At 72.0% G+C, this 25,860-nt stretch carries 26 protein-coding genes; 10 read left to right on the top strand and 16 right to left on the bottom strand.

The window, feature by feature from the left end:
• Positions 1-115 precede the first annotated feature (115 nt).
• Both OG444_RS24950 and OG444_RS24945 read left to right on the top strand, forming a co-directional pair.
• Positions 116-2,227, top strand: coding sequence for a TPM domain-containing protein (locus OG444_RS24950; RefSeq protein ID WP_442810609.1), 2,112 nt, complete (start codon positions 116-118; stop codon positions 2,225-2,227).
• A gap of 38 nt (positions 2,228-2,265) precedes the next feature.
• The gene (locus tag OG444_RS24945; RefSeq protein ID WP_327264267.1) at positions 2,266-2,985 is read left to right on the top strand and encodes a PspA/IM30 family protein; all 720 of its coding nucleotides are present in this window, start codon (positions 2,266-2,268) and stop codon (positions 2,983-2,985) included.
• Positions 2,986-3,052: 67 nt separating this feature from the next.
• Here OG444_RS24945 and OG444_RS24940 read toward each other — a convergent pair whose 3' ends face one another.
• The 7 genes from OG444_RS24940 to OG444_RS24910 form a co-directional block, all read right to left on the bottom strand.
• A complete protein-coding gene (locus OG444_RS24940) occupies positions 3,053-5,662 on the bottom strand; it encodes a SpoIIE family protein phosphatase (protein ID WP_383199542.1) in 2,610 nt (869 codons plus the stop codon).
• Between the two features lie 208 nt (positions 5,663-5,870).
• Positions 5,871-6,299, bottom strand: a complete 429-nt coding sequence (locus OG444_RS24935; RefSeq protein WP_327264265.1) for an ATP-binding protein — start codon at positions 6,297-6,299, stop codon at positions 5,871-5,873.
• A 153-nt stretch (positions 6,300-6,452) separates the two neighbouring features.
• Entirely contained in the window at positions 6,453-6,887 is a 435-nt protein-coding gene (locus tag OG444_RS24930) for a (deoxy)nucleoside triphosphate pyrophosphohydrolase (protein WP_327264264.1), read from the bottom strand.
• Between the two features lie 39 nt (positions 6,888-6,926).
• Complete coding sequence (locus OG444_RS24925) at positions 6,927-7,112, bottom strand: SPOR domain-containing protein (protein ID WP_030012541.1); 186 nt, start codon at positions 7,110-7,112, stop codon at positions 6,927-6,929.
• Between the two features lie 451 nt (positions 7,113-7,563).
• Positions 7,564-8,316, bottom strand: a complete 753-nt coding sequence (locus tag OG444_RS24920) for a GntR family transcriptional regulator (RefSeq protein WP_327264263.1) — start codon at positions 8,314-8,316, stop codon at positions 7,564-7,566.
• A 147-nt stretch (positions 8,317-8,463) separates the two neighbouring features.
• Entirely contained in the window at positions 8,464-9,633 is a 1,170-nt protein-coding gene (locus OG444_RS24915) for a DUF4190 domain-containing protein (protein ID WP_327264262.1), read from the bottom strand.
• Positions 9,634-9,802: 169 nt separating this feature from the next.
• Positions 9,803-11,377, bottom strand: coding sequence for a S8 family peptidase (locus OG444_RS24910; protein ID WP_327264261.1), 1,575 nt, complete (start codon positions 11,375-11,377; stop codon positions 9,803-9,805).
• Between the two features lie 197 nt (positions 11,378-11,574).
• Between OG444_RS24910 and OG444_RS24905 the strand changes: the two genes are divergently transcribed.
• The 3 genes from OG444_RS24905 to OG444_RS24895 all read left to right on the top strand — a co-directional run bounded on the left by OG444_RS24905 (position 11,575) and on the right by OG444_RS24895 (position 14,617).
• On the top strand, positions 11,575-12,693 hold the full coding sequence (locus tag OG444_RS24905; RefSeq protein ID WP_327264260.1) for a threonine synthase: 1,119 nt from the start codon (positions 11,575-11,577) through the stop codon (positions 12,691-12,693).
• A gap of 110 nt (positions 12,694-12,803) precedes the next feature.
• Entirely contained in the window at positions 12,804-13,622 is an 819-nt protein-coding gene (locus tag OG444_RS24900; RefSeq protein WP_327264259.1) for an isocitrate lyase/PEP mutase family protein, read from the top strand.
• Between the two features lie 44 nt (positions 13,623-13,666).
• Complete coding sequence (locus OG444_RS24895) at positions 13,667-14,617, top strand: EamA family transporter (RefSeq protein ID WP_327264258.1); 951 nt, start codon at positions 13,667-13,669, stop codon at positions 14,615-14,617.
• Positions 14,618-14,709: 92 nt separating this feature from the next.
• Here OG444_RS24895 and OG444_RS24890 read toward each other — a convergent pair whose 3' ends face one another.
• The 4 genes from OG444_RS24890 to OG444_RS24875 form a co-directional block, all read right to left on the bottom strand.
• Positions 14,710-15,501: a trypsin-like serine peptidase gene (locus OG444_RS24890; RefSeq protein WP_327264257.1), complete on the bottom strand. Its 792-nt coding sequence runs from the start codon at positions 15,499-15,501 to the stop codon at positions 14,710-14,712.
• Complete coding sequence (locus OG444_RS24885; protein WP_327264256.1) at positions 15,501-16,511, bottom strand: alpha/beta hydrolase; 1,011 nt, start codon at positions 16,509-16,511, stop codon at positions 15,501-15,503. Before OG444_RS24885 ends, OG444_RS24890 begins: the two co-directional genes overlap by 1 nt.
• 267 nt (positions 16,512-16,778) lie before the next feature.
• A complete protein-coding gene (locus tag OG444_RS24880; protein WP_442810778.1) occupies positions 16,779-17,792 on the bottom strand; it encodes an alpha/beta hydrolase in 1,014 nt (337 codons plus the stop codon).
• Between the two features lie 461 nt (positions 17,793-18,253).
• Entirely contained in the window at positions 18,254-18,691 is a 438-nt protein-coding gene (locus OG444_RS24875) for a MarR family winged helix-turn-helix transcriptional regulator (protein WP_327264254.1), read from the bottom strand.
• A 77-nt stretch (positions 18,692-18,768) separates the two neighbouring features.
• On the opposite strand from OG444_RS24875, the gene OG444_RS24870 reads away from it, so the two are divergent.
• Entirely contained in the window at positions 18,769-19,809 is a 1,041-nt protein-coding gene (locus OG444_RS24870; protein ID WP_327264253.1) for an SMP-30/gluconolactonase/LRE family protein, read from the top strand.
• 40 nt (positions 19,810-19,849) lie between these two features.
• On the opposite strand, the gene OG444_RS24865 is transcribed toward OG444_RS24870, so the two are convergent.
• Positions 19,850-20,422: a hypothetical protein gene (locus OG444_RS24865; protein ID WP_327264252.1), complete on the bottom strand. Its 573-nt coding sequence runs from the start codon at positions 20,420-20,422 to the stop codon at positions 19,850-19,852.
• Positions 20,419-20,799, bottom strand: coding sequence for a PadR family transcriptional regulator (locus OG444_RS24860; RefSeq protein ID WP_327264251.1), 381 nt, complete (start codon positions 20,797-20,799; stop codon positions 20,419-20,421). Before OG444_RS24860 ends, OG444_RS24865 begins: the two co-directional genes overlap by 4 nt.
• Positions 20,800-20,891: 92 nt before the next feature.
• On the opposite strand from OG444_RS24860, the gene OG444_RS24855 reads away from it, so the two are divergent.
• Entirely contained in the window at positions 20,892-21,608 is a 717-nt protein-coding gene (locus OG444_RS24855; RefSeq protein ID WP_327264250.1) for a hypothetical protein, read from the top strand.
• Positions 21,609-21,788: 180 nt separating this feature from the next.
• Here OG444_RS24855 and OG444_RS24850 read toward each other — a convergent pair whose 3' ends face one another.
• Complete coding sequence (locus OG444_RS24850) at positions 21,789-21,935, bottom strand: hypothetical protein (RefSeq protein ID WP_327264249.1); 147 nt, start codon at positions 21,933-21,935, stop codon at positions 21,789-21,791.
• 332 nt (positions 21,936-22,267) lie between these two features.
• Here OG444_RS24850 and OG444_RS24845 point away from each other — a divergent pair, with 332 nt between their 5' ends.
• A complete protein-coding gene (locus OG444_RS24845) occupies positions 22,268-22,882 on the top strand; it encodes an antibiotic biosynthesis monooxygenase (RefSeq protein ID WP_327264248.1) in 615 nt (204 codons plus the stop codon).
• A gap of 95 nt (positions 22,883-22,977) precedes the next feature.
• Complete coding sequence (locus tag OG444_RS24840) at positions 22,978-23,223, top strand: type II toxin-antitoxin system RelE family toxin (RefSeq protein ID WP_327264247.1); 246 nt, start codon at positions 22,978-22,980, stop codon at positions 23,221-23,223.
• Positions 23,224-23,309: 86 nt separating this feature from the next.
• Here OG444_RS24840 and ychF read toward each other — a convergent pair whose 3' ends face one another.
• Positions 23,310-24,398 carry a redox-regulated ATPase YchF gene (gene ychF / locus OG444_RS24835; protein ID WP_327264246.1) on the bottom strand — a complete coding sequence of 363 codons (1,089 nt, stop codon included), beginning with the start codon at positions 24,396-24,398 and terminating at the stop codon, positions 23,310-23,312.
• A gap of 216 nt (positions 24,399-24,614) precedes the next feature.
• On the opposite strand from ychF, the gene OG444_RS24830 reads away from it, so the two are divergent.
• Positions 24,615-25,061, top strand: coding sequence for a DUF6542 domain-containing protein (locus OG444_RS24830; RefSeq protein ID WP_401272888.1), 447 nt, complete (start codon positions 24,615-24,617; stop codon positions 25,059-25,061).
• A 15-nt stretch (positions 25,062-25,076) separates the two neighbouring features.
• On the opposite strand, the gene ppgK is transcribed toward OG444_RS24830, so the two are convergent.
• Positions 25,077-25,850: a polyphosphate--glucose phosphotransferase gene (gene ppgK, locus OG444_RS24825; protein ID WP_327264245.1), complete on the bottom strand. Its 774-nt coding sequence runs from the start codon at positions 25,848-25,850 to the stop codon at positions 25,077-25,079.
• Positions 25,851-25,860 lie beyond the last annotated feature (10 nt).

Here is a 25,860-nt window from a genome sequence, read left to right as displayed (position 1 = left end):
CCGGCACCCCGCCGGATCTCCGTTCCGGATGCACCCCGCCGGATCCCCGTCCCCGGCGTGCGTCCCGGGGTGACTCCGAATGCGAGGCCGCGAAACCACCCATACCCTCCCAATTGTGATTCCGCCGAGAAGCAGGCCGCGCCGCAGGACGTCCGTACGGGCCGCGCTCGCGGTCGCCGCCGGGCTGCTCGCGGCCGGGGGCTGGGGGATCGCCCAGGCGCCGGCCGTGCGGGCCGAGGATCCCGTCACCCTCTCCCGGCAGGGGCAGATCACCGACCTGGTCGGGGCGCTCGGCGACCGGCAGGGCGCCGTCACCGCCGCGCTCGACAAGCTCTACGCCGACCGGAAGATCCAGCTCTTCGTCGCCTACGTACGGGACTTCTCCGGGCGCTCCGCCCAGAGCTGGGCCGACGCCACCGCGCAGCGCAACGGCCTCGGCCAGGACGACGTTCTGCTGGCCGTGGCGACCGGGGCCCGCCAGTACGCCTATTCGGCCGATGTCGACTCCGGTTTCACGGAGGAGCAGCTGGCCACCGTCGCACGGATCGCCATCGAGCCCGCCCTGAAGCAGAACGACTGGGCGGGCGCCGCCATCGGCGCGGCCAACGGCTACAACGCCGTGCTCGGCGGTCAGCCCGTGCCCGCGCCCACCATCACCCCCGGCCCGGCGGATCCCGGGGGCGGGGAGAGCGGTGCGAACGGGGCCGGGGACTTCGTGCTCCCGGTGGTCGCCGTCGGCGCCGCCGGGGCGCTCGCGGCCTATACGTACACCCGCCGCAAGCGCAAGGACGCCACCGGCGGCGGGCGCGGTACGACGACCGGGCCGGGCTGGCCCGAAGGGGCGCCGGACCGGCTCCCGCTGCCGGAGCTGGACGCCACGGCGAAGGCCCTGCTCGTGGAGACCGACGACGCGGTCCGCACCAGCACGGAGGAACTCGGCTTCGCCTCGGCCCAGTTCGGCGAGGAGGCGGCCCGCCCCTTCATCGCGGCCGTGGAGTACGCCAAGGACGAGCTGACGCACGCCTTCCGGCTGCGCCAGCAGCTCGACGACGCCTACCCGGAGGACGACGCGACCCGGCGCCGGATGCTGGACGAGATCGTCGCCCGCTGCACCGAGGCGAACCGGCGGCTCGACGCCGAGTCCGCGGACTTCGACCGGCTGCGGGACCTGGAGAAGAACGCCCCGCAGGCCGTGGCGACCGTGGAGCAGCACTTCCGGGACCTGACCGGGCGCACCACGATCGCCGCAGCGACGCTGACGGCGCTGGCGCAGCGGTACGCCGACTCGGCGTCCGCGCCCGTCGCCTCCCACCCCGAACAGGCCGAGGACCGGCTGCTGTTCGCGACGACCAACCTGGGCCTGGCCCGCGCGGCCCTGGAAGCCGGCGAGAACGGGACGGCGGCCGTGCACGTACGGGCCGCCGAGGGCGCGGTGGACCAGGCGGCGACCCTGGTCGACGCGGTCGAGCGGCGCGCGCAGGAACTGGCGGAGGCCGCCGGGAAGCTGCCGGGCGCGCTGACCGAGACGGACACCGACCTCGCGGACGCCCACGGGCTGCTCACCGGCACCGCCGAGGGCACCTCGACGGCGGACCTGAGCGGGCGGATCGGCCGGGCCGAGGCCGTACTGGCCGACGTACGGCAGGAGGTGGCGGCCGGCCGGTACGACCCGATCGACGCCCTGCGCCGGGTCGAGGAGGCCGACGCGGCCCTCGACGAGGCCCTTTTCGGGGCGCGGGAGAGGGAGTCGGGGCGGCAGCGGGCGGCTGCCCTGCTCGACCAGGCCATGCTCACGGCGCGCAGCGCGATCGGCGCGGCGACGGACTACATCACCACCAGCCGCGGCGCGGTGGGCAGCCAGGCCCGCACCCGGCTGGCGGAGGCGGGCCGGCACCTGGAGCGGGCGGGGTCCCTGGCTGCGGGCGATCCGGCGGGGGCGCTGGCGGAGGCCCAGCAGGCGGACGCGCTGGCGCGGCAGGCGCAGCAGCTGGCGGAGCAGGACGTACGCGCGTACCAGGACCCGTACGCGGGCCGCAGGTCCGGCGGCGGCACGGGCGGCGCCGTGCTCGGCGGGATCATCCTCGGCGAGATCCTGCGCGGCGGCCGGGGCGGCGGAGGCTTCGGCGGAGGCGGCTTCGGCGGTTTCGGGGGCGGGGGCGGCAGTGGCCCCGGCTCCTTCGGCGGCGGCGGAACCCGCGGTCGCATGGGCGGCGGCGGCCGCTTCTGAACTGCACATACACCGGCCCCGACCAGGAGAGACCCACCATGAGCAAGCAGACCATCCTCGGCCGCGTCACCCAGCTCGCCAGGGCCAACATCAACGCGCTGCTGGACCAGGCGGAGGACCCGCAGAAGATGCTGGACCAGCTGATCCGCGACTACACGAACAACATCTCGGAGGCCGAGCAGGCCGTCGCGACGACGATCGGCAATCTGCGGCTGATGGAGGCGGACCACAAGGAGGACGTGGAGGCGGCCGCCGAGTGGGGCGGCAAGGCCCTCGCGGCGAGCCGGAAGGCGGACGAACTGCGGGCGGCGGGGGCGGCGGCGGACGCCGACAAGTTCGACAACCTCGCGAAGGTGGCCCTGGGACGGCAGATCCAGTCGGAGAAGGAGGCGACGACGGCGCAGCCGACGATCGCCGCGCAGACGGAGGTCGTCGACAGGCTCAAGTCGGGTCTGGACTCGATGCGGATCAAGCTGACGGAGCTTCAGGCCAAGCGCGACGAGCTGGTGGCCCGTGCGAAGACGGCGCAGGCGCAGAACACGATGATGGACGCGGTGAAGAACATCGACGTCATGGATCCGACGAGCGACTTGAACCGCTTCGAGCAGAAGGTGCGGCGGGAGGAGGCGATGGCGCTCGGGAAGCAGGAACTGGCCGCGTCCTCCCTGGACGCGCAGTTCGAGGCCCTGGACGACCTCGGCAAGTCCCTGGAGGTCGAGTCGCGGCTCGCCGCGCTCAAGCGGGGGCGCGCCGCCTGAGCGCCGCCCTCCGACGGGGGCTGCCCGGCCGGGGCCGCGGGACCCCGGCGGGGTCCCGCGGCCCCGGTCAGCCGTACATGCTCAGCAGCTGCTCGGCCGACAGTTCGGCGACGGCCTCCGCCGCCGCGCCGGGCAGCGGGAGTTCGAACCAGACCGTCTTGCCTCGGTGGGTACGGCGCGTGCCCCAGCCCGCCGAGAGCAGTCCGACCAGCTGGAGCCCGCGGCCGCCCTCGTCCGTGTCGCGGGCGCGCCGGCGGCGCGGCTGGACCAGGTTCGCGTCCCAGACCTCACAGACCAGGGTGCGGTCCAGCAGCAACCGCAGCCGGATCTCGCCCTCGCCGTACCGCAGGGCGTTGGTGACCAGTTCGCTGACCAGCAGTTCGGTCGTGTCGAGCAGGCCCTCCAGGCCCCACGCCGGGAGTTTGGCCCGGGCCAGTTCCCGGGCCCGGCCCACCGAGCGGGCCTCGCGCGGCAGCTGCCAGTCGCCGACCGCGTCCACCGGCAGGCCCTGGACCCGCGCCATGAGCAGCGCGATGTCGTCCTCGCCGTGCCGGGTGTCGAGGGTGTTGAGCACGTGGTCGCAGACGTCCTCCAGCGGGCGGACCGGGTCGGCCAGTGCCTCGCGCAGCCCGCGCAGACCCTCCTCCAGGGGATGGTCGCGGGACTCCACGAGCCCGTCGGTGTAGAGGGCCAGCAGTGCGCCCTCCGGCAGGTCGACCTCGACCTCCTCGAAGGGTTCGCCGCCCACGCCGAGCGGCATGCCGGGCGGCACCTCCAGGAGCAGCGCGGGCCGCGGTTTCCCGGCCTCGTCCGGGGGTTCGACCAGCACGGGCGGCATGTGGCCCGCGTTGGCGATGGTGCAGCGCCGCGTCACCGGGTCGTAGACGGCGTACACGCAGGTGGCGAGGTAGACCTCGGAACGGTCCGCGTCCCGCGAGTGCAGGGCCGCGCGGGAGGCCTGCTGGGAGCCGCCGGGGGCGCCGAGCCCGCGGGCGATCTCGTCCAGGGCGGTCAGTACCTCCGCCGGTTCGAGGTCGAGCAGTGCGAGGGTCCGTACGGCGGTCCGCAGTTCGCCCATGGCGACGGCGGCCCGCAGCCCGCGGCCCATGACGTCGCCGACGACCAGTGCCGTACGGTGCCCGGGCAGCTCGATGACGTCGAACCAGTCCCCGCCGACCTCGGTGGCCGCATTGCCGGGCAGGTACCGGCAGGCGATGTCCAGGCCGGCCGCCTCCGGGTCGCCGGGGGGCAGCAGGCTGCGCTGCAGTATGAGCGCCCGTTCGTGCTCGCGCCGGTAGAGCCGTGCGTTGTCGATGCATACGGCGGCGCGCGCGGCCAGTTCGACGGCCACCGCCCGGTCGCGTTCGCCGAAGGGTTCGCTGCCCTTGGTACGGGAGAACTGCGCGAGCCCGACCACCGTGTCGTGGGCGACCATCGGCACGACCAGCGTGGACTGCACGAGGTCCTCCGGTCCGCCGCCCTCGATCAGCCGGGGCCGCGCGGTACGCAGGGCCAGCGCGCCCGGCGAAGCCGCCGGGTAGCGGTGGATGTCGCCCACGGAGACCAGTGCGCCCGGACCGGACAGCGGTGCGTCCGAGACGGCGGAGGCGAAGGCCACCCGGCGCAGGGCGGCGGACGGCGTCCGCGCCGGGCCCTGTCCGGGCAGGCTCGGCACCCCCGGGCCCTGCGGCCGTGCGGGCCGGTCGTCGTCGCCGAGCAGCAGGCCCTGGTAGAGGTCGACGGCGGCCAGGTCGCAGAAGCCGGGGACGGTGACGTCGAGGAGTTCGCGGGCGGTGGTCTCCAGGTCGAGGGAGTTGCCGATGCGGTGTCCGGCCTCGTTGAGGAGGGCCAGGTTGCGCCGGACCCCGGCGGCCTCGCGGGCGGCGAGGTGGCGGCGGGTGACATCGGTGCCGATCCCGGCCACGCCGATGGGGCGGCCGCTGCCGCCGTGGACGCGGTAGAGGTTGATGGACCAGTGGCGGTTCTCCCGGCTGCCGGGGGCGGCGCCGGTGATCCGCAGATCGGTCACCGACTCCCCGGTGTCCAGTACCCGGCGCAGGGCTTCGGCCATCCGGTCGGCCTCGTGCGCCGGCAGGTAGTCGTGGACGGTCCGGCCGCGGTGCTCCTCGACGGCGCCTCCGAAGACCGTGGCGAACCGGCGGTTGGCGCGCTGCACGGTGAGGTCCGTACCGAAGAGCAGGAAGCCGAAAGGAGATTGGCCGAATATCGCTTGTGAAGCCGCCAGGTCGGATTCGATCCGCCGCAGCGCGCGTACGTCGACCACGACACACAGCGCGGCCCGTTCGGCGGTCTCGGTCTGGGTGGGCATCACATAGATCTCGGCCACGCCGTGCGCGCCGTTGCCTCCCGGGATCCGGAAGGGGATCAGGCCCGTCCATTCCTTGCCGTCGAGGATCTCGGCCACCTTGCGGTGCGCGTCGGGACGCAGCTCGGGCGGCATGAAGGCGTCGACCGGGTCACGGCCCACGGCCTGGGAGGCCGTCAGCCCGAAGAGTTCCTCGGCGCGCAGGCTCCATTGGTCGATGAACCCGTCGGGCCCGATCGAGAAGGAGGCGACCTTTATGTAGTCATATATCGAGCCAGGCGGACTGCTGTGCCACAGGGCGTCGTGCCATGTCTCTCGCGGCACGTCGGTCTGATGTGCCTGCGCAGGTATTTCGCTCACGCGACCGTCCCCTCCAGCTCACCGCAACCGGACCGGCCATGACCGAAGTATTCAGCACCACGGCCCCGGACGGCACGGCGTTCACGATCACAGCACGGTCTCGATGATTTCGAGCCATGTCGCATGATCTCCCCCGAGCCCCTGCCCCGGCTGCCGCCGAGCAGTGTTCCCGGAAGGTCACACACCACCGTTCACCTTGTTACTCACCAGGAAGAGCCAACTCGAACCACACTGTCTTGCCCGACTTCCCGTGCCGGGTCCCCCAGCGCTGTGAGGAGACCGCCACCAGATGCAGGCCACGACCCCCCTCGTCGTCGTGGTCGGCGACCCGTTCGCGGGGCGGATCCGGAAGCGGATCGGAAACCTCCACGAGCAGGGCGGGTCCGCCGGCAGGGCTGCCGACGGCTGGATTGCGCCGTTCCAGGCGGACCCCGATGGGGCCGGAGGCGTACCGCAGGGAATTGGTGACGAGCTCGCTGACCAGCAGGACGGTCACATCGCCGACGGCCTCCAGGCCCCAGTCGTGGAGGGTTCCGCGCACGGCGTGGCGGGCGGTGCGGACGGCACCGGGCTCGGCGGGGAAGGCCCACTCGGCGCACTCACCGTCTGTGTCGATCACGCCGATCACTTCCCGGGCCAGCAGTGACCCCAGTCCGGTTCGTCGGGGACGAAAGGGGGACGAGATAGGGATTAATAGCGACATACCCGATAATTGGGGCGTCGTACCACTCGATCCCTGCCCACCGGCGCACTGTGGCGCAGACGGCCTAGACCGCGAGCGTCACGCGCCCCCGCCGACGTCCCGGCCCGCGTACCCGTCCGCACCTCGGCGCAGCCGGCGGCCGGCCTCGGCGACCGCGGGCCGGTCCTGGTCGAGCCAGTCCACCGACTCCAGCTCCTCCGGCCCCAGCCAGCGCAGTTCGTCGTGGTCCTCCAGCGGGGCGGGCACTCCGGAGAGCAGCCGGGCGGTCCACACGTGCAGGACGAGACCCGGCCGCAGCGGCCACTCCCCCGGGATCCGCTCCAGCGGCTCGGCCTCCACGCCGAGCTCCTCGCGCAGTTCGCGCACCAGCGCCTCGGGGACGGACTCACCCGGTTCGGCCTTGCCGCCCGGCAGTTCCCAGCGTCCGGCGAGCTCGGGCGGTGCGCTGCGGCGGGCGGCCAGCAGGCGCCCCTCATGACAAAGGGCTCCGCCCACGACCACGCGTACAGTCATGTGCGGAGCCTATGCCAGCGTCGCGAGTCGTCGCGACGCTCAGTTCATCGTGGCGGTCTGACCGATCCGCTCGACCCAGTAGAGCTGCTTGTGTCCTCGGTCCTCGAGGCTGTCGGCGACCTTCTGGGCCTCGGCCCGGGTGGCGTACCGGCCCACCCGGTAGCGGTTGCCGTTGTCGTCCTCGCGTATGACCAGCCACGGAAGCAGCGCACCGCTGTCGTTCATTGCGTTTCACCCTCCGCCGACGTACGTGTCCGGGAAACCGCATTGCGCATATGCCTGAGCTTACGCCCGACCTTTACGGAGCGGATACGGTTTTTCACGAAGAGGTACCTCACAGGCGTACGCATCCGGCCATGCGTACGAGTGGGCCGTGCGCGCCGGTTCGAACGGGGCGCACCACATGCCCGGGCGGCGCCGCCGCGCCGTCGGACGGCGGGCGTCCGCGCAGGTGGCGTCAACGCGGCGGCGGGGAAGCGGCGGGACGGACTCACCCGGCCCGGCCCCGAGGCGGGGGAAAGGGGTCCCGGCATGCGGACCGAACCGTCCGGGGACACCGGGACCGGGACGGCGGAGGCGATCATCATCGCGCCGAAACCCGCCGGGTCGACGCGTTCGCGCCGGGCGCGCGTGAACCCCCGGGCGGCGCCCGGGGTTCACGCGCGGGTACGAGCGGCTACCTCACGGGGAAGTGGTACGCCAGGCGGTAGCGGTCCGCCGGGACCACCACGTCGGCCGTCTCCACGGCCCGGCCTGACGCGTAGTAGGTGCGGCCGATGATCAGCACCACGTGCCCCGGCACCCCGCCGAGGAGCAGGATCTCCTCCGCCAGGCCGGGCCGCGCGCCGACCTCCTCCACCACGTTGTCCACGACCACGTCGATCGCGGCCATCCGGTCGACCACCCCGGAGCCGCCCAACGGCCCTTCCTCCGGCAGCATCACGGGGGTCCGGCCGGTCACGGCGAGCGGCTCCCAGGAGGTGGACAGCATCATCGCCTCCCCCGCGTCGCGGAAGACGTACCGCGTCCGCATGACGCGCTCGCCCGGCTCGATGCCGAGTCGCTTGGCGATCTCCGTGGGCGCGCCCGTCTGTTCGCTGCTCGACTCCCAGGTGCCGCGCGCGCCGGAGTCGGCCTGCTCCTGCCGGAACGGCGTCGAGGCGCCGCCCGTGCGGTAGCCGGCGCGGGCGACCCGCCGCGGGACCGGCTGTTCCCGTACGTACGTGCCGGATCCGGACCGGCCCTCGACCAGTCCCTCCGCCATGAGGACCTTGCGCGCCTCCAGGGCCACGGTGTCGGAGACCCCGTACTCCTCGCGGATGCGGGCCTGAGAGGGGAGCCGGGCATGCGGGGGCAGAGAGCCGTCGACGATCTTCCGTCGCAGGTCCCCGGCCACGCGCAGATAGGCCGGCTGCTCACCGAAAGTCACTGGCCACTCCCATCAGGTTGACAGACAGCTACACCCTCGCAACCGACGGTTGAATACCGCAAGCAAGGGCCAGAGTTTCACCCGAAGTGATGAAGCCAGGTCACTCAAACCCGCTACCCTGCGTTACCCACAGCGCCCCCGCGGACGTCACACGGACGCGGAGGAGGATCCCTCGCCGGACCCGTCGTCCGGGTCCTCCCGGTCGCCCTGGCTGTCCTGCAGCCACTGCGGAACCTCCGTCGAAAGCCCGTACGCGCCGCGCAGGGCCTTCTCCGTCTCCAGGGACATCGCGGCCAGCGCCCGGTCCCACTGCCGGTCGAACTCCTGCGGCGTCGTCGCCTGCGAGGCGCGCTGCCAATGCTCGCGCGCCGCCTCGATCTCCTTGATCTGCGCCGGAACGGCCTTCTCCATCCCCGCCCGGGCCATGTCCCCCTGCAGGAGCTTGGCCTCGGCGCCCAGCGCCGCGTACAGCTCGCGCGCCCACGCCCGGTACTCGGGCAGCGCGTCCTCCACGTCGCGCTCGGGCGGCCGGCTCATCACGAACTCGACGGAGTTGGCGGCCCGCAGGAAGGCCGACTGCTCCGGCTTCAGCATCCCCTCGTCCCGGCGCAGGCTGCCCCGGCGCTCCTCCTCGTTCGTGCCGATCACGCAGAGCAGCACCCGGTCCCCCTCGGCCCAGGACTCGGGCGAGGGCGCGTAGTAGAACATCTCCGCGTACTCGGGCAGCGCCCACGTGTCCATCGCGTACTCGTCCTGGGCCTTCCAGCACGCGTCCTCGGATGCGCGGTCGGCCCCGCCCGACCCGGGCACGTCCGCCGTCCCCAGCACCTTCGACGCGGTGACCTCGCCGTGGTGCACCTGCGCGCAGTCGATCCGGTACGTCAACGGCCGTTCGTCGATCAGGTATCCGCCGGGGACGTTGAAGCACTCACCGGGCCGCAGGTCGTCGAGGTCCGTGAGCTCGCCCTCGACGTCGGAGTACTCGCTGAGCGACTCGAAGCGGTCGTCGAGGTCCGTGAGGATCCGCCCGGTGGCGAGGACCAGTACGCCGGTCATCACCACGGACACTGCCAGGCCCACGATCGCCAGCGCCTTCCCCCGGTCTCCCCGCTTCGCGATCTGCACGAGGGCGGCGATGCCGAACGCCACGCCGAGCGGCGGGAAACACAGCAGTCCGGAGAGGAGCGAGGCGAGTGCGAAGCCGTTGAGCGCCGGCGGATGCTGTCCGTAGCCGGGCGGCGGACCCCATCCCGGCCGCGGTGAGGGCGGGGGCCAGGAGTGGCCCGGCCCGGGAGGAGGGGTCGGCGTGGTGCTCACTGGGGCGGACTCCATCGCAGGGGGCATCGTGGGGCGCGCCGCGGAGGGCGCGAACGAATGCGCGAAATAGTACGCAGCGGGGGCGACCGACAAGTCGGTCGCCCCCGCTGTTCCTCACGGCCCGGTCGGGCCCGTGGCCCGGACCGGCCGGAGGCCGATCGGACGCTGATCAGAACTGGAGCGCCCAGGAGTCGATCTTCCCGGTGTCGCCGGCCGAGTTGTCGTTCACACGGAGCTTCCAGACACCGTTCGGGGCCGTCTCCGCCGAGGCGTTCACGGTGAAGGTCCTGATGATGTTGTCGTCGGCCCCGTTGGCCCGGTTGTGCAGGGTGTAGACGCTGCCGTCGGGCGCGACCAGGTCGACCTTGAGGTCACCGATGTACGTGTGCTTGATGTCGATCGGGACCTTCAGCGCCGACGGGGCGTTGCCGACGACACCGCTGACGGTGATCGAGGACTCGGCGGTCGCGTTGTCGCCCACCGCGTGGTCCGCGGTGTTCTCGAACCGCTTGCCCGGCGGGACGGGGCCCTGGGCGGTGACGTGCAGCAGGCGGTTCGGCGAGCCCGTGCCGCCGCCGCTGACCACGTTCGGAGTGGACGAGCCCACCAGGGCCGTCGCCACCTCGGTCGGGGTGCTGGCCGGGTTCTGCGAGAGGTAGACGGCGGCCGCGCCCGCGACGTGCGGGGTGGCCATCGACGTGCCGTTGATCGTGTTGGTGGCGCTGTCGCCGGTGCCCCAGGCGGAGGTGATGGCGGAGCCCGGCGCGAAGATGTCCAGGACGGAGCCGTAGTTGGAGTAGGCCGCCCTGGCATCGGTGCTGGTGGTGGCGCCGACCGTGATGGCCTCGGTGACGCGCGCCGGGGACTTCGTCGCGGCGTTGCTGGACTCGTTGCCCGCGGCCACCGCGTAGGTGATGCCGGAGGCTATGGAGTTGCGCAGGGCTGCGTCGAGCGCGGAGTCCGCGCCGCCGCCGAGCGACATGTTGGCGACGGCCGGCTTGACGGCGTTGCGGGTCACCCAGTCGATGCCCGCGACGACCTGGGCCGTGGTGCCGTTGCCGCTGTTGTCCAGGACGCGGACACCGACGATCTTGGCCTTCTTGGCCACGCCGTACGAGCTGCCCGCGACGGTGCCGGCGACGTGCGTGCCGTGGCCGTGGCCGTCCTGGGCGGTGTTGTCGTTGTCGATGGCGTCGTAGCCGTTGGAGGCACGCCCGCCGAACTCCTGGTGCGTGATGCGGACGCCGGTGTCGATGATGTAGGCGGTGACGCCCTCGCCGGCCTTGTCCGGGTAGGCGTAGCTCTGGTTCAGCGGCAGCGCACGCTGGTCGACCCGGTCCAGACCCCAGGACTGCGGGCCGGGCTGGGTGGTACTGACGGTGAACGTGCGGTTCTGCACGACCGACTTGACCGCGGGGTCCCCGGCCAGCTTCTTGGCCTGTGCCTCGGAGACCTTGACGGAGTAGCCGTTGAGGGCCGCGCTGTAGGTCTTGTCGATCTTCGCGCCGTACCGCTTCGCCACGGCCCTGCCGCTGTCGGCGGTGGACCGGGCCGCGGAGTCCTTCAGGGTCACGATGTAGCTGCCGGGTATGGACCCCGGGGCTCCGGCGTTCTGGATGACACCCGGTACACCGATGCCGACGGCCGATGCGGGAAGCGCCGAAGCCGTGCCGAGCGCGAGGGCCACGACCGCGGTCGCGCTGATGCCGGCGATTTTCCGGCTTGTGTGACGCATCACTGGCATGTGACGGGTCCTCCTCCTAGGTGGTGCAAGCAGGGGGTGCGGCGCTGCCGCACAAGCGTGGCCATGACAACCCGTACGGCCCAACGGGCTGTCGCCGCCGAAAGGTTGACCCACCTTCGGCACGACCCGCACGGGCAGGGCGGACGCGTAACATCCGAGCCGTACCCCGGCCATGATCGAACAAAGGCGATCCGCACATGACGCACGCACCCCCCGGTTACGTCTGCTCAGAGGACGGTACACGCGCGGACGTCCGGACTGCGCCTTGGGGGTGCCCCGTCTGCGGTGGACCCTGGGACCTCGATTTCACGCCGGACCCGGCCGCGGTGCTGGAACCGTCCTCGGGGCCGAATTCGCTGTGGCGGTACGGCTCCGTACTGCCGCTGCCGGGGGCTTTCTCCGTTTCGCTGGCGGAGGGGCACACTCCGATGGTTCCGCTGGGGGAGCGAATTCAGGCCAAACTCGACTTCCTGATGCCCACTCTGTCCTTCAAGGACCGGGGCGCGGTGATGCTCGCGGAGCTCGCCCGGCGGCTGGCCCCGGAGCGGGTGGTGGCGGACAGCAGCGGCAACGCCGGGACGTCGATCGCCGCGTACTGCGCGCGGGCCGGACTGGACTGCGAAGTCTTCGTCCCCGAGGGCACGTCGGAGAAGAAAACCGAACAGATGCGGGCACACGGGGCGGTGGTCCGTGTGGTCCCCGGCGGCCGCGAGGCCGCGGCGGAGGCCGCCCGCACGGCGGCGGACGCGCCCGGGGTCTTCTACGCGAGCCACGTGTTCAACCCGTACTTCCTCCACGGGACCAAGACGTACGTGTACGAGGTGTGGGAGGAACTGGGCGGCCGGCTGCCGGAGGCCCTGGTGGTCCCGGTGGGCAACGGCACCCTGCTGCTCGGGGCGGCGCTGGCCGTGGAGGAACTGGCCCGGCGCGGGGTCCGGCCACCGGCCCTGATCGCGGTGCAGGCGGAGGCGGTGGCCCCGCTGGCCGAGGCGTTCGCGGCGGGCGCGGAGGACGCCGCCCCGGTGGAGCAGCGGCCGACCCTGGCCGAGGGGATCGCCATCCCTGCGCCGCCCCGCGCCCGCCAGATCCTGGCCGCGGTGCGCAAGTCCGGCGGCACCTTCCTGACCGTCCCGGACGCCGCCCTGCGCGAGGCCCAGCGGGATCTGGCCCGCCGCGGCCTCTTCGTGGAACCGACCGCCGCCGCGTGCTGGGCGGCGGTGGGCCCCTCGGCCCCCTCGGACCCCCTGCAGGGCCGCACGGCGGTGCTCCCCCTGTGCGGCTCGGGTGCCAAGACCGGCCTGGCCGCCCCCCACTGACCACCGCCGGGGCGGCACCCGCCCGCACCGGCCTGCACCGGCCCCGGCACTCCGGCTACATGTCGGAATTCCGCGAGCCCGGACCCGCCCCGGTCTGGTGAACTGGCCCCATGACCACCCACGTTGATCTCGCCGCCAAGGCCGCCGCGTTCGCGGCCCTGCACACCCCCACCGCACCCCTCGCCCTCGCCAACGCCTGGGACGTCGCCGGCGCCCTCGTCGTCGAGGCCGCCGGCGCCCCCGCCGTCGCCACCACCAGCGCCGGCGTCGCCTGGTCCCTCGGGTCCCCGGACGGCGACGCGCTCGCCCGCGACCGGGCCCTCGACCTGGTCGCCCGCGTGGTGGCCGCCGTCTCCGTCCCCGTCACCGCCGACATCGAGGGCGGCTTCGGCGCCGACCCGGCCGGCGTGGGCGAGACCGTGACCGGGGTCCTGGCCGCGGGCGCGGTGGGCATCAACATCGAGGACGGCCACCGCGATCCCGCCGAGCAGGCCGAGCGCCTGGCTGCGGCGCGCGCCGCAGCCGATGCCGCCGGGGTCCCGCTCTACATCAACGCCCGCGTGGACACCTATCTCCGGGGCTTCGGCGAGAGCGCCACCCGCCTGGACGACACCCTCGCCCGCGCCGCCGCGTACCTCCGGGCGGGGGCCACCGGCATCTTCGTGCCCGGCGTCCTCGACCCGGACACCGTCGCCGAGCTGGCCAAGGGCATCGACGCCCCGCTCAACATCCTGGTCGGCCCCGGCGCCCCGGCCGTCGCCGCCCTCGGCGCCCTCGGGGTGTCCCGCGTCAGCCTCGGCTCCTGGGTCGCCGAGGCCGCGTACGCCGTGGTCCGCCGCGCCGCCGAGGAGCTGATCTCCGACGGCACTTACGGGTCGCTCGCGCACTCCCTCCCGTACGGCGAGCTGAACAGCCTGCTCAAGGGGTGAGAAACCCGGAAGCCTGTATGGGCCAACGACCATAGGATCCGAGCATGAGCACCTCAACACCTCTGGACGGCAAGGCTGCCGCCGGCTCCGCCACCGCCGCGCGCGGCAGGATCTCCGGCGCCGTCTGGTTCGCCCTCGCCCTCGTCTACGTGGTCTGGGGCTCGACCTACCTCGGCATCCGGATCGTCGTCGAGACCATGCCGCCCTTCCTCTCCGCCGGAGCCCGCTTCATCACCGCCGGACTGCTGCTGGCGGCCGTCGTCGCCTGGCGCAGCGGTCCGGCCGCGCTGAGGGCCACCCCTGCCCAGCTCGGCTCGGCGGCCCTGGTCGGCCTGATGCTGATCCTCGGCGGGAACGGCCTGGTCGTCCTCGCCGAGACCTCGGTGCCGTCGGGACTCGCCGCGCTGCTGGTGGCGGCGGTCCCGATGTGGGTGGTGGTGCTCCGGGCGAGCACCGGTGACCGGCCTCCGCGGCGCACCCTGGGCGGGGTGCTGGTGGGCCTCGCCGGGCTCGCGGTGCTGACCGGCTCGGGGATCGGCGGGGCGGTGCGGCTGTCGGGGGTGCTGATGGTGGTGGCGGCCTCGGTCCTGTGGTCGCTGGGCTCGTTCTCGGCGTCGAGGCTGGAGCTGCCGGGCAATCCCTTCACCGGCAGCGCCTACCAGATGGTCGTGGGCGGGACCGCGGCCGTGGTCGTCGGCCTGCTGCGCGGCGAGCAGCGCGGCCTGGACCCGGCGTCGGTATCCACCGCCTCCTGGCTGGCCCTGGCCTACCTGACGCTGATCGGCTCGCTCGTCGGTTTCACGGCGTACGTGTGGCTGCTCCAGGCCGCTCCCCTGTCGCTGGTGTCCACGTACGCGTACGTCAACCCGGTCGTCGCCGTCGCGCTGGGTGCGCTGATCCTCGACGAGGCCCTGACCTGGCCGATCGTGGTCGGCGGATCGGTCGTCGTGGCGGCGGTGGGTGTGATCGTCAGTACGGAGCGCAGGAAGCGGTAGCCGCGGCGCGGACGCGCTGGGCCCCGTGCGGCACGGGCCCGCTGACGGTCGTGCGGCACGAGCCCGCTCGGCCGCCTGCGACGCCGTCCCGCTCAGCCCCGCGCGGCCCGCTCGTACAGGGCCTTCGCGTGCTCGTCGAACAGTGCGGCCGTGGAGTCCACGTCCGTGTCCCCGCCGCTCAGCACGCCGATCAGCCGCCCGGCCCGCTCCGGACCGCCCCGGTCGGCGATCCAGGGGCTGCCGCTGGTCCCCGTCCAGAACCCGGCGCAGCTCATGTAGAGCATGTCGGGGTCGTCCTCGTCGTGGCGGGTCCGCGTCGTGCAGGAGACGGGCTTGTTCTGCGGGTTGTGCTCGGACTCCGGGTAACCGACGACGGTCACGTCCCGTTCGTACCCGGAGGTCCACTCGGGTACCGGAGCCTCGGCGCCGCCGCCGACCGCTTCCTGGACGCTGCGCCCGTCCTCGCCGGGCTCGATGGTGAGGAAGGCGAAGTCGGCGGTGTCCTCGCCCCACTTCGTCCAGCGGTCGTCCACGTGGATCGAACGGACCTTCCACACCCCCAGCGGCTGGGTGCCGGCACCCTCGCCGGAGAAGGCCGGGGCGAAGGAGAGCTCACCGATGGCCAGGCCGTCGTGGGCCACCTCGCCCGGCTGCCCGTCCTCGCCCGCGGGGGCCACGCAGTGTGCGGCGGTGGCGACGACGTTGCCCTTCGGGCTGTCGACGACGCTCGCCGTGCACCAGTGCTCGCCGCCCGCCATGAGTACTCCGACGGTGGGGAAGGGGAGCGCCGACGGTTCGGCGGGCGCCTCGACGAACGCGACGGCGCACAGCGCCGCGATCCCCGCCGCGGCAGCCGCCGACGCCCCCTTCACCACCGTGCTCATCACACGCCGGGCTCGGGTGTCGGTGCCTTCATCACCTTGCTGATCCACTCCAGGGAGCCCTCCCTCATGCCACGCACGTACGACTTTCCGTTGTGCTCACCATCCTGGATCACCTGCAGCCTGGTGTGCACGGGGCCCCTCCCGTACTCCTTCATGAACTTCTCGGCCTTCTCGCGGCCGGTCTCGGCGGTGCCGATCTGGAAGTTGATGTAGACCTCGGGGCCCTTGGCGTCGATCAGTTTCGCGGCGAGCTTCTCCGGGTTGTCCGCGTCCATGGCCTGCCTGTTCCCCTGCCACAGCGGGGAGTCGGGGACGATGTCGATCCCGCTCGCGATGGCCGCCTTGAACCGGTCGGGGTGCTTCAGGACGTGCTTGAAGGCGCCGAAGCCGCCCGAGGAGGAACCCATGAAGGCCCAGCCGTCACGGGAGGTGAAGGTGCGGAAATTGGCCTTCGCGAAATCCGGGACGTCCTCGGCCATCCAGGTGCCCATCCTGGGCTGGCCGGGGATGTCCGAACCGTCGAAGTGGTGCTTGGTGTCGCCGTTGATCACCGGCATGACGAGGATGAAGGGCAGGCTCGTCCCGGCCGCGGCCCCGTCGCTCACGGCCTTCTGGAGGCCGAGGCCGGGGCCCGTCCCCCAGTAGTTCGTCGGGTAGCCGCGACCTCCGGGCAGGGAGATCAGGACCGGGAAGCCGCTCTTGGCGTACCTCGGGTCGTCGTACTCCTTGGGCACCCACACCCACACGTCACCCGTGAATCCGGACTTCGCGCCCTTGAGGGTGGTCTTGGCGATCTGGGTGCCGTCGGGCAGCCGGTTGGTGCGGACGAACTCGGCCGCCGGCCCGGTGGGCATGAGCACCTCCGGGAGGACCTCGGAGGCGGTGGCCGTCTTCTCCTGGACCTTCCCGAAGGCGACCGGATCCCCTATGTCGGAGAAGAGGCCGAACTTGTACGCCGCCGCGCCCCCTGCGGCGAGGGTGAGCGCGAGCCCGCCACTGATCAGAATCATGCGCAGGCGGTGGGGGCGACGGCCGCCCTCGGTCATGGGGCTGCCGTCGCCTTGCTGGTCATGCTGCACGGTTTTGTCCCGTTCCTTCTCCGGCGCTCGCGCGGAGCGCGGGTCGGACCGATCGGTCCCCCTTACACCCCTTACAGAGGTATGAACGACGGGATGGGTTGCCTGGGACGGGCGGGACGTGGCGAGGGCCACGCGCCGAGGGCCGGGCTGCGGCGGCCGATGTCTCGGTGGATGCGGCGGCGGATGCGGCGGGGCGGGTCAGCCGGCTTCGGGCTTCGGACCCTTGAGGACCTTGCTGACCCATTCCAGGGAGCCTTCCTTCATGCCCCGGACGTAGTGCCAGCCGTTGTGCTCGCCGTTCTGGATGTCGCGGATGGTCATCTTGACGGGTCCCTTGCCGTACTGCTGCTGGAACTTCGTCATCCGCTCCTTCCCGCTCTCCTTGGTGCCGATCTGGAAGTTGATGTAGACCTCGGGGCCCTTGGAGTCGATCAGCTTCTGGGCGAGCTTCTCCGGGTTGTTCGCGTCCATCTCGGCCTGGTGGCCCTTCCACAGCGGCGAGTCTGGGACGATCTCGCCGCCACTGGCGATCACGGCCTTGAACTTGTCCGGGTGCTGCAGGACGGTTTTCATGCCGACGAAGGCGCCGGAGGAGGAGCCCATGAAGGCCCAGCCGTCGCGGGACTTGTAGGTACGGAAGTTGGCCTTGGCGAAGGCCGGGACGTCCTCGGCCATCCACGTGCCCATCTTGGCCTGGCCGGGGATGTCGGAGCCGTCGTAGTAGTACTTGGCGTCCGGGTTGAGCACCGGCATGATCACGATGAACGGCAGGCTGGTACCGGCCTTGGCACCGTCGGTGATGGCCTTCTGGAGGCCGAGGCTGCGGTCGGCCCAGTAGTTGTCGGGGAAGCCGTTGCCGCCGGGGAGCGCGATGAGGACCGGGAAGCCGCTCTTGGCGTACTTCGGGTCGTCGTACTCCTTGGGCGCCCACACCCAGACGTCACCCTCGAAGCTGGACTTCGCGCCCGCGATACGGGTCTTGGCGACGATCGTGCCGTCGTCGAGCTTGGCGGTCTGCTTGAAGGCGGCCTTCGGGCCGGTCGGCATGAGCACGTCCGGGTCGCCGGTGGGCTTGGCGGCCGTCGCCGGGGCGCTCGGGTCCGTCTTGCCGGCGGCAGCCGGGGGCTGGGGGTTCTTCCCGAAGCTCACGGCCTCGCCGTTGCCGGAGAACCAGTCGAGCTTCCAGGCGGCGAAACCGCCGCCGCCGAGCAGGAGCGCGAGGGCGACCGTCGCGCCGATCCATATTCGGCGCCGGGAGCGCCCGGACCGCGGGGGCTCGGGCGCCGGGGGCTGCTCCGCGTACGCATAGCGCTGGGGCGGCTGCGGCGGCTGCGGGTACTGCGGATACGGGGACTGCTGGTGTGGGGACTGCTGGTGCGGGGGCGGCTGGTGCGGGGGCGGCGGCTGCTGGTACCGCTGTTGCTGCGGTTGCCGCTGCCGCTGCTCCTCGTCCTGGTACCCCGGGTACTGCTGGTATCCCTGGTGCTCCTGGTACGGCTGCTGCTCATCAGGCCGCGGGCGCTGCGGGTACTGGTGCACGGACTTCGCTCCGAACGGTCATGACTGCCCCCGAGGGCAGAACGGCTGGCATCCCCTACCTCTGATGTGCGAAACCCCCGCACAGTTCCAAATCAGAGCAAAGTCATGCCGGAGTGCTCGGGGGCCGCCGGGTCTCAGCGCTGGGCGTCGAGCGCCTGCGCACATCGCCCCAGCAGCTGGATGAGCAACTCCCGCTCCTCACCGGTGAACGCGGCGGCGAGCGTGCGCTCCACCCGTACCGCCCCGGAATCGGCCAGCTCCAACGCCGCGCGCCCCTCGTCCGTGAGCCGGGTCTCCAGAACGTTGCGGTGCCATTCGTGCGGGGTCCGCTCGATGAACCCGCGCTCCTGCAGGTTCTTCAGCACGGTGTTCATGGTCGGCGGCGTCACTCCGCACAGCCGGGCGAGCGCGGCGGCCGAGATGCCGGGCTTCTCGGCGAGCCAGAGCAGCGCGGCGTACTGCGGAACCGTTACTGCGGCCGGCTTGCACGCCGCGTTCTTCGCCGCGAGGAGCGCCTGCTCGGCACGCTTGAGATGAGAGCCGATGCGCTCCTCGGGGGCCATGGAGGTCATGCCCGCATCCTACGGCCCCTTGCAAGCATTAGAGCTCTAACATACATTCGCCCTCACGCACTCACTAGAGGACGATGATGAAGACGAAGTCATTCCTGCCCGCCGCCCTGCCGGCTGCGCTGCCCGCCGCACTGACCGCCGCCGTGGCCGTGGCCCTCACCCTGGGTGTGGCCCCGGCACGGGCGCAGGCCCCGGCCGAGTTGCGGAACCCTGCCGGCGACGCCCGGATATCCACCGCCTTCGCGATACCCGGCGCGAAGGTCTACCCGGAGGGCATCGCCACCGACCCCCGCACGCACACGGTCTACGTCGGCTCGTACGCGGACGGCACCGTCTACCGGGCCCGCCCCGGCCGCTCCGAGGCGGAGGTGTTCCTGCCCTCCGGCACCGACGGCCGCCGCACGGCGAACGGCCTGCGGGTCGATGCCCGCGGCCGCCTGTGGGTCACCGACTCGACCACGGGCGTGGCGGTCTACGACACCGCCGACGGGTCCCGCCTGGCGCACTTCGAGGTGGCCGGAGGAACGGGAGCCCCCGCCCACTTCATCAACGACCTGACCCTCACCCCGGACGGCACCGCGTACCTCACGGACAGCATCCGCGGCATGATCTACCGCGTGACCCCGGAGCAGCTGGCCATCGGCAGCGGCGTCCTGACCGAGGCCTACGACCTCACCCCGGCGCTGCGCCCCCGGCCGGCGGGCGGCTTCAGCCTCAACGGGATCGTCTCCGACCGCAAGGGCCGCTACCTGCTGACCGTCGACATGCCGGAGGGCGACCTCTACCGCGTCGACCTGCGCACCGGCGCCGTCCGCCGCGTCGCCCTCAGCGGCGGCGACATGAAGGCGGCCGACGGCCTCCACCTCTCCCCCGACGGCACCCTGCGCGTCGCGCACAACACCACCAACACGCTGACCCGCTGGCAGGTCGGCGCGGACGGATCCCGCGCCCGGCTGACCCGTACGATCACGGACCCGTCCCTGCAGATCCCCACGACCCTCACCCACACCCCGGGCCGCACGCTGGTGGTCCGCTCCCAGTTCGACAAGGGCGGTCCCATGACCCCCGGCTCGGGCACTCCCACCACGTTCACGGTCGCGGCGGTCCGCGGCCTCTGACCGGGACGGCCGGGCCCGGGCGGCCGGGCCCGGTGCGGCGTCACCGCCGGGCCGGGTCGCCCTTAGCGCCGCGGCGGGCCCGCACGTCGCAGACCGCGTACGGCAGCCCCGGCAGCAGCAGGACCGGTGCGACCCACAGCGGGAGGGTGAACAGCACCCCGTCACCGGCCAACCACCTGGTGAGGATCGCCACGGGCAGGGCAACGACGAGGGAGAGCGCCCACTGCTGGTACAGGCGCATCACGCCCCGGCGCAGCTCCCAGGCGACCCTTCCGGCGCCGACGGCCACCAGGAAGGCTCCGTGGGCGGCGGTCACATCCAGTCGGGTGGTCCACCGGGTCAGGTGCAGGAAGAGAAGCAGCCAGCCGAGCACGTAGGCGGCCATGGCCAGCATGCGCAGCGCCCGGTGGGCGAAGGGGGTGCGCTCCCGCGCCCAGGCCGCGGCGAAGGCCCGTACGTCCGGGCCGACGACGTCCTGCGCGGTGCGCCCGGCGGCCTGTGCGTCCTCCAGGTGCGCGGAGAGCTCGTCGAGCATCTCCCGCATGGCGGCGTCCTCGACCCCGCGGTACTCCCAGTTGCTGCGGCAGGTCGCGAGTATCTGCTCGTTCGTCATGGTGTGCCTTCCCCCGTGGATTGCGTACCGGCGTCCAGGATCCGACCCACCTGCCCGGAGAAGGCCCGCCAGTCGCCCCGCCCCGCACCCAGCTCGGCGCGCCCCGCCTCGGTCAGCCGGTAGTACTTGCGCGGGGCGCCGCCGCTGGGGGACGGAGCACGGTACGAGGAGATGAGCCCCGCCCGCTCCATCCGCGCGAGCAGCGGATAGATGCTGCCGTCGCTGACGAGGTCGAGCCCGGCGTCGGCGAGCGCTTGCGCGAACTCGAAGCCGTACCGGGGCCGTTCGCCGATGAGCGACAGCAGGCAGAGGTCGAGCACTCCGCGCAGGAGCTGGCTGCGCCGTTGGTCACCGGTCGCGGTCGGCTCCTTTGTCATGCGGTACAAGATAGTCATCAACTCCCTTGCACCACAAGACAATCAACCGCAGCCGCGCCGGACTGTCGGTGGCGGCTGCTTCCATGGGAACCATGAGCACTGCACACGAGGCCGCCGCCCTGCTCCCCGACCCGGCCCGGCTCCGCAGCCACCTGCGGGCGCTGGCCGTCCTGGACGCGACGATCGGCCACGATCCGCGGTTCTGCCACTACACCTTCGCCACCGCCTGGGGCCCCGGCGAAGAGGCGGCTTTGATGGACAACGGCTCGGGGGACGACTTCTCTGTCCTCTTCACGCCGGCGGGCGTGCTCATACGCGGCTTCGACCACGAATCGGAGATGAGTCCGTACGGGACGGACGACGAAGAGGTCTGGCCCGGTGTCATCGACGAGGTGCCTGCGGCCCTGCGCCCGCTCCTGGACGAGCCCGCCTTCTTCGACGAGGGCATCGACGTCCCTCGGGTCACCGTCTGCCTGTGGTGGGAGCCCGGCGACACCGCCTGGCGTACCGGCTCGGCCATCGCCTACCCCGCCGGGAGCGAGGACCCCGACGGCTCCGGCTTCCTGTTCCATCTCCTCACGGACCGCTCCCCCGAGGCCGTCCGGGCCCACTTCGAGGACTACTACGAGCGCCCCGTCCCCCTCGAAGCCGTCCGCCACGTCCTCGCCGGTCACCCCGTCACCCAGGCGACAACCAGGGCCCTGAACCCGACGGCCCGCCGGGTCGCCGCCGAAGCGGCTGAAAGTCAGCACCAGGTCGGCACAGGAATGCGGAAGGGGTCGGACTCGACGGAGTCCGACCCCTCCTGACCTGCATGCCCGGCGAAAGCGTGCGGCAACGAGCGACTACACGTTGAAGCGGAATGCCTGCGGGCTGACCCTGACCTGCGGCGGAGCCCGATCCAGGCCCTGACCAGGCGTTTCTCCGTTGGCGAGCGTTGGGTGCCGACGGTCGCTCACGCGTGTCCTGCGGACTGTCTGCGGACTGGCCTACGGGGTCTCGACGAAATCGAGGTGCCTGCGCAGCTCAGCCGCGATGTCTTCGTCGCCGCCCTCGGCCGGCAGCGGCCACGGATCCTGCCCGCCGTTCGCCACCTCGAGGCTGCTCGCGAACCAGACGAGGTGCGGTGCGGGCACGAAGGAGTCCCGGAGCCACCGCGCACCGTGGGCTCGGGAATGTCTCCCTCAGAACCCTCTTCAGGGACTCGGCCGTAGCGCGCCAGGCTCAGCACCGTGAAGCGTCGCGGTCTCCTCGCCCCGCTGGACCGCACACCGGCGCCCTTCAGGCGAGCCGAACGGCTGATGGATGATCAGATGCCCAGCGCCGTCCCAGCACGGGAAACAGCAGGGCCAACGGCTCACCTCTTCACCTGAATGCCCCTGCCGCGTTGCCCCCCATCCGCCCCGGTCATCGCATGGAGTGGGAAAACGAGCCCGCGCGGGGCCACCGGAAGGCAGGAAAGGGCGCTATGTACGTTCGCAGCATCTATGCAACGGGTGATCCGGCCGAGCTCGACGGGGTCGCCGAGGCGCTACGGACCGACGGGCGTGCGCTGCTGTCGGCGCAACCGGGCTTTCGCGGGATGGGGCTGTTCGCCGACCGCGAGCTCGGCAAGCTCCTGGTGGGATCGTGGTGGGAGGACGAGGCCTCCCGGCAGGCCAGCTACGAGAACCTGAGCAAGCGGCGGGCCGAGATGATGGCGCCCTTCGCGCAGACCCTGACGGTCGACAACTGGGAAGCGGCGGTCGCCCGGCGCGCAGAGGAACTCGGGCCGGGCGCGGGGTTCCGGCTGGTCCACATGGACGTCGAGCCGGCCGACATCGACCTGCTGGTGGACACGTTCCGCGACACCTCACTGCCCAAGGTCCAGAAGGTCCCCGGACTGGCCGGCATCTCCCTGCTCATCGATCGCGACCGGGGCAGAGCCGCTGTCGGCGCGCTCTACGCCGACCGCGACGCACTCGTGGCATCCCGTGGCGCCGTCGCGGCGGTCCACGGAGAGGCCACGGCGAAGGCTCGCGCAACCACCCGCAGCCTCGAGGAATTCGAGGTGGTCCTCGCCACGGCGGTACCCCACGCCTGACCCTGCGTCCGCTTCCGCGATCGCGAGTCAGCACCAAGTCGGCATGAGCATGCGGAACGGGTCGAACTCGACGAGCCCGGCCCCTTCTGACCTGCATGCTTACGAAATTGGTCCATCGGCCGTGGGCGTGGCTCGTACGCGGGGCCCCCGCACGCCGCAGGGCCGCGGAACCTCTGCCCCCGGAATCAGCCACCCAATCGGCAGCTCATCCCAACGAGTGCCCGCAACCCACGCTGTGTACACATGGCGGCGACTATCGCGTCCTCTACACCATCGACAACGGGGAACTAGTGGTGTGGGTCGTACACGTCGGACACCGTTCCACGGTCCACGACGCGTAGCTGCTCTCCCGGTTCTGCGGACTGTTGCGGACAGCAGAAGGGCCTGACCTGCATCCTCGCAGGTCAGGCCGCCTCTGGATACGCGATCAGACGTTGAAGCGGAACTCCACCACGTCGCCGTCCTGCATGACGTAGTCCTTGCCCTCCATGCGGGCCTTGCCCTTGGCGCGGGCCTCCGCGACCGAGCCGCAGGCGACCAGGTCCGCGAAGGAGATGACCTCGGCCTTGATGAAGCCGCGCTGGAAGTCGGTGTGGATCACGCCGGCCGCCTCGGGGGCCGTGGCGCCCTGCTTGATGGTCCAGGCGCGGGTTTCCTTCGGGCCGGCCGTCAGGTAGGTCTGCAGGCCCAGGGTGGCGAAGCCGACGCGGCCGAGAGTGGCCATGCCGGGCTCTTCCTGGCCGACCGACTGGAGGAGTTCGAGCGACTCCTCGTCGTCGAGCTCGATGAGCTCCGCCTCCAGCTTGGCGTTGAGGAAGATCGCCTCGGCCGGGGCGACGAGCGCGCTCTGCTCGGCCTTGAAGGCGTCGTCCGTCAGCTCGTCCTCATCCACGTTGAAGACGTAGAGGAAGGGCTTAGTGGTGAGCAGGTGGAGCTCGTGGAGGAGGTCGCCCTGCTCCGTGCCCTTGGTGATGCCCTTGGAGAAGAGGGTGTCGCCGGCTTCGAGGATCTTCTTGGCCTCGACGACGGCCGCGAGGACCGCGACCTTCTCCTTCTGGAGGCGGGACTCCTTCGTCAGGCGCGGTTCGGCCTTCTCGATGGACTGGAGGTCGGCGAGGATCAGCTCGGTGTTGATCGTCTCGATGTCGTCCTTCGGCGAAACCTTGCCGTCGACGTGGACGACGTTCTCGTCCTTGAAGGCGCGGATGACCTGGCAGATCGCGTCCGACTCGCGGATGTTCGCGAGGAACTTGTTGCCGAGGCCCTCGCCCTCCGAGGCGCCGCGCACGATGCCCGCGATGTCGACGAAGTCGACGGTGGCCGGGAGGATCCGCTGCGATCCGAAGATGCCCGCGAGGACGGCCAGGCGCTGGTCCGGGACGCCGACGACGCCGACGTTCGGCTCGATGGTGGCGAACGGGTAGTTGGCCGCCAGCACGTCGTTCTTGGTCAGGGCGTTGAACAGGGTCGACTTGCCGACATTCGGCAGGCCGACGATTCCGATCGTGAGCGACACGTTGGCGACTTCCCGTAGCTGGAGGGGGCGGCGGCCCGGGAGTGGGCCACCGGACAGTTTACTTTCCGATGAGTGGCACTCGTTGTACGCGTGTCCCCACACGGATACCGGGCCCGGCCCGCCTAGCGTGGGCACGTGGAGCAATACAGGACGCGTTCGGCACCTCACCCGCAGCGACCCCCGGCCCAGCGAGGGGGCACACGGACCACCACCGCGGTGCCCGCCCAGGCCGGCGGCGGCGGGCCGCGCCGTTCCGCGCTCGCGCGGCGGATGCCCCGGCCCCGGCTGACCGGGCTCGGCGGCGGGCTGTTCGCGTGCGCCGCCATGGTGCTGGTGGGAGGGATCTGCTGGCTGCTGTTCGGCTCCTCGCTCTTCGTCTACGGGCTGCTCTTCCTGCCCGTGGCGGCAGCCACCGCCCTCTGGGTACGGCCCGCCGACCTGATCACCGCTCCCATCGGCGTGCCCATCGCCTTCGCCGCCGGAGTGTGGCCGATCTCCGGCGGCTCCGGCGGCTTCGGCGGGCAGCTGATGGGGCTGGTGTCCGCGCTGTCCCTGCACGCGGGCTGGCTGTACGCCGGGACCCTGGTCGCCGGGCTGATCGCCGTCGTGCGCAAGGCCGTGCTCATCGGCAGGCGGCGGATGCCCCGCCGCCTCACCCACTGAGCGCTGCCCGCGCCGCTACTTCTTCGCCACCTTCGCCACGTTCGCCGCCTTCGCCGCCTTCGCCGCCATCGCGGCCCCCACGATGCCCGCGTTGTTCTGGAGCTTCGCCGGCACGATCTCCGCCCGCACGCCCTCGATCAGCGGCAGGAACTTCTCCGGCTTGCGGCTGACCCCGCCGCCGATGATGAAGAGGTCCGGGGAGAACAGCATCTCCACGTGCTGGAGGTACCTCTGCACGCGGTGCGCCCAGCGCTCCCACGTGAGGTCGTGGTCCTCCTTGGCCTTCACCGACGCCCGCGTCTCCGCGTCATGGCCCTTCAGCTCCAGGTGCCCGAGCTCCGAGTTCGGGACCAGCCGCCCGTCCGTGAACAGGGCGCTGCCGATGCCCGTCCCCAGCGTGAGCAGCAGGACGGTGCCGCCCCGCCCGCGCCCGGCCCCGTACGTCATCTCCGCGACGCCCGCCGCGTCCGCGTCGTTCAGGACCGTCACCGGCTGGCCGCCCAGTTCGCGCGAGAGCAGCGCCGCCGAGTCGACGCCGATCCACGACTTGTCCATGTTGGCGGCCGTACGGGTGACGCCGCCGGTGACCACGCCCGGGAAGGTGACCCCGACCGGGCCGTCCCACTCGAAGGTGCGCACCACCTCCACGACGCAGCCGGCCACCCCCTCGGGGGTGGCCGGCTGCGGTGTCAGTACTTTGTGGCGCTCCTGCGCCAGGTCGCCACGTTCCAGGTCCACGGGAGCGCCCTTGATCCCGGACCCGCCGATGTCCACGCCGAAGATCTGCATGGACATACCG

This window comes from Streptomyces sp. NBC_01232 (assembly GCF_035989885.1).
In the GTDB taxonomy this organism is placed as follows: Bacteria; Actinomycetota; Actinomycetes; order Streptomycetales; family Streptomycetaceae; genus Streptomyces.
This window is presented reverse-complemented; position numbering and strand designations above follow the sequence as displayed.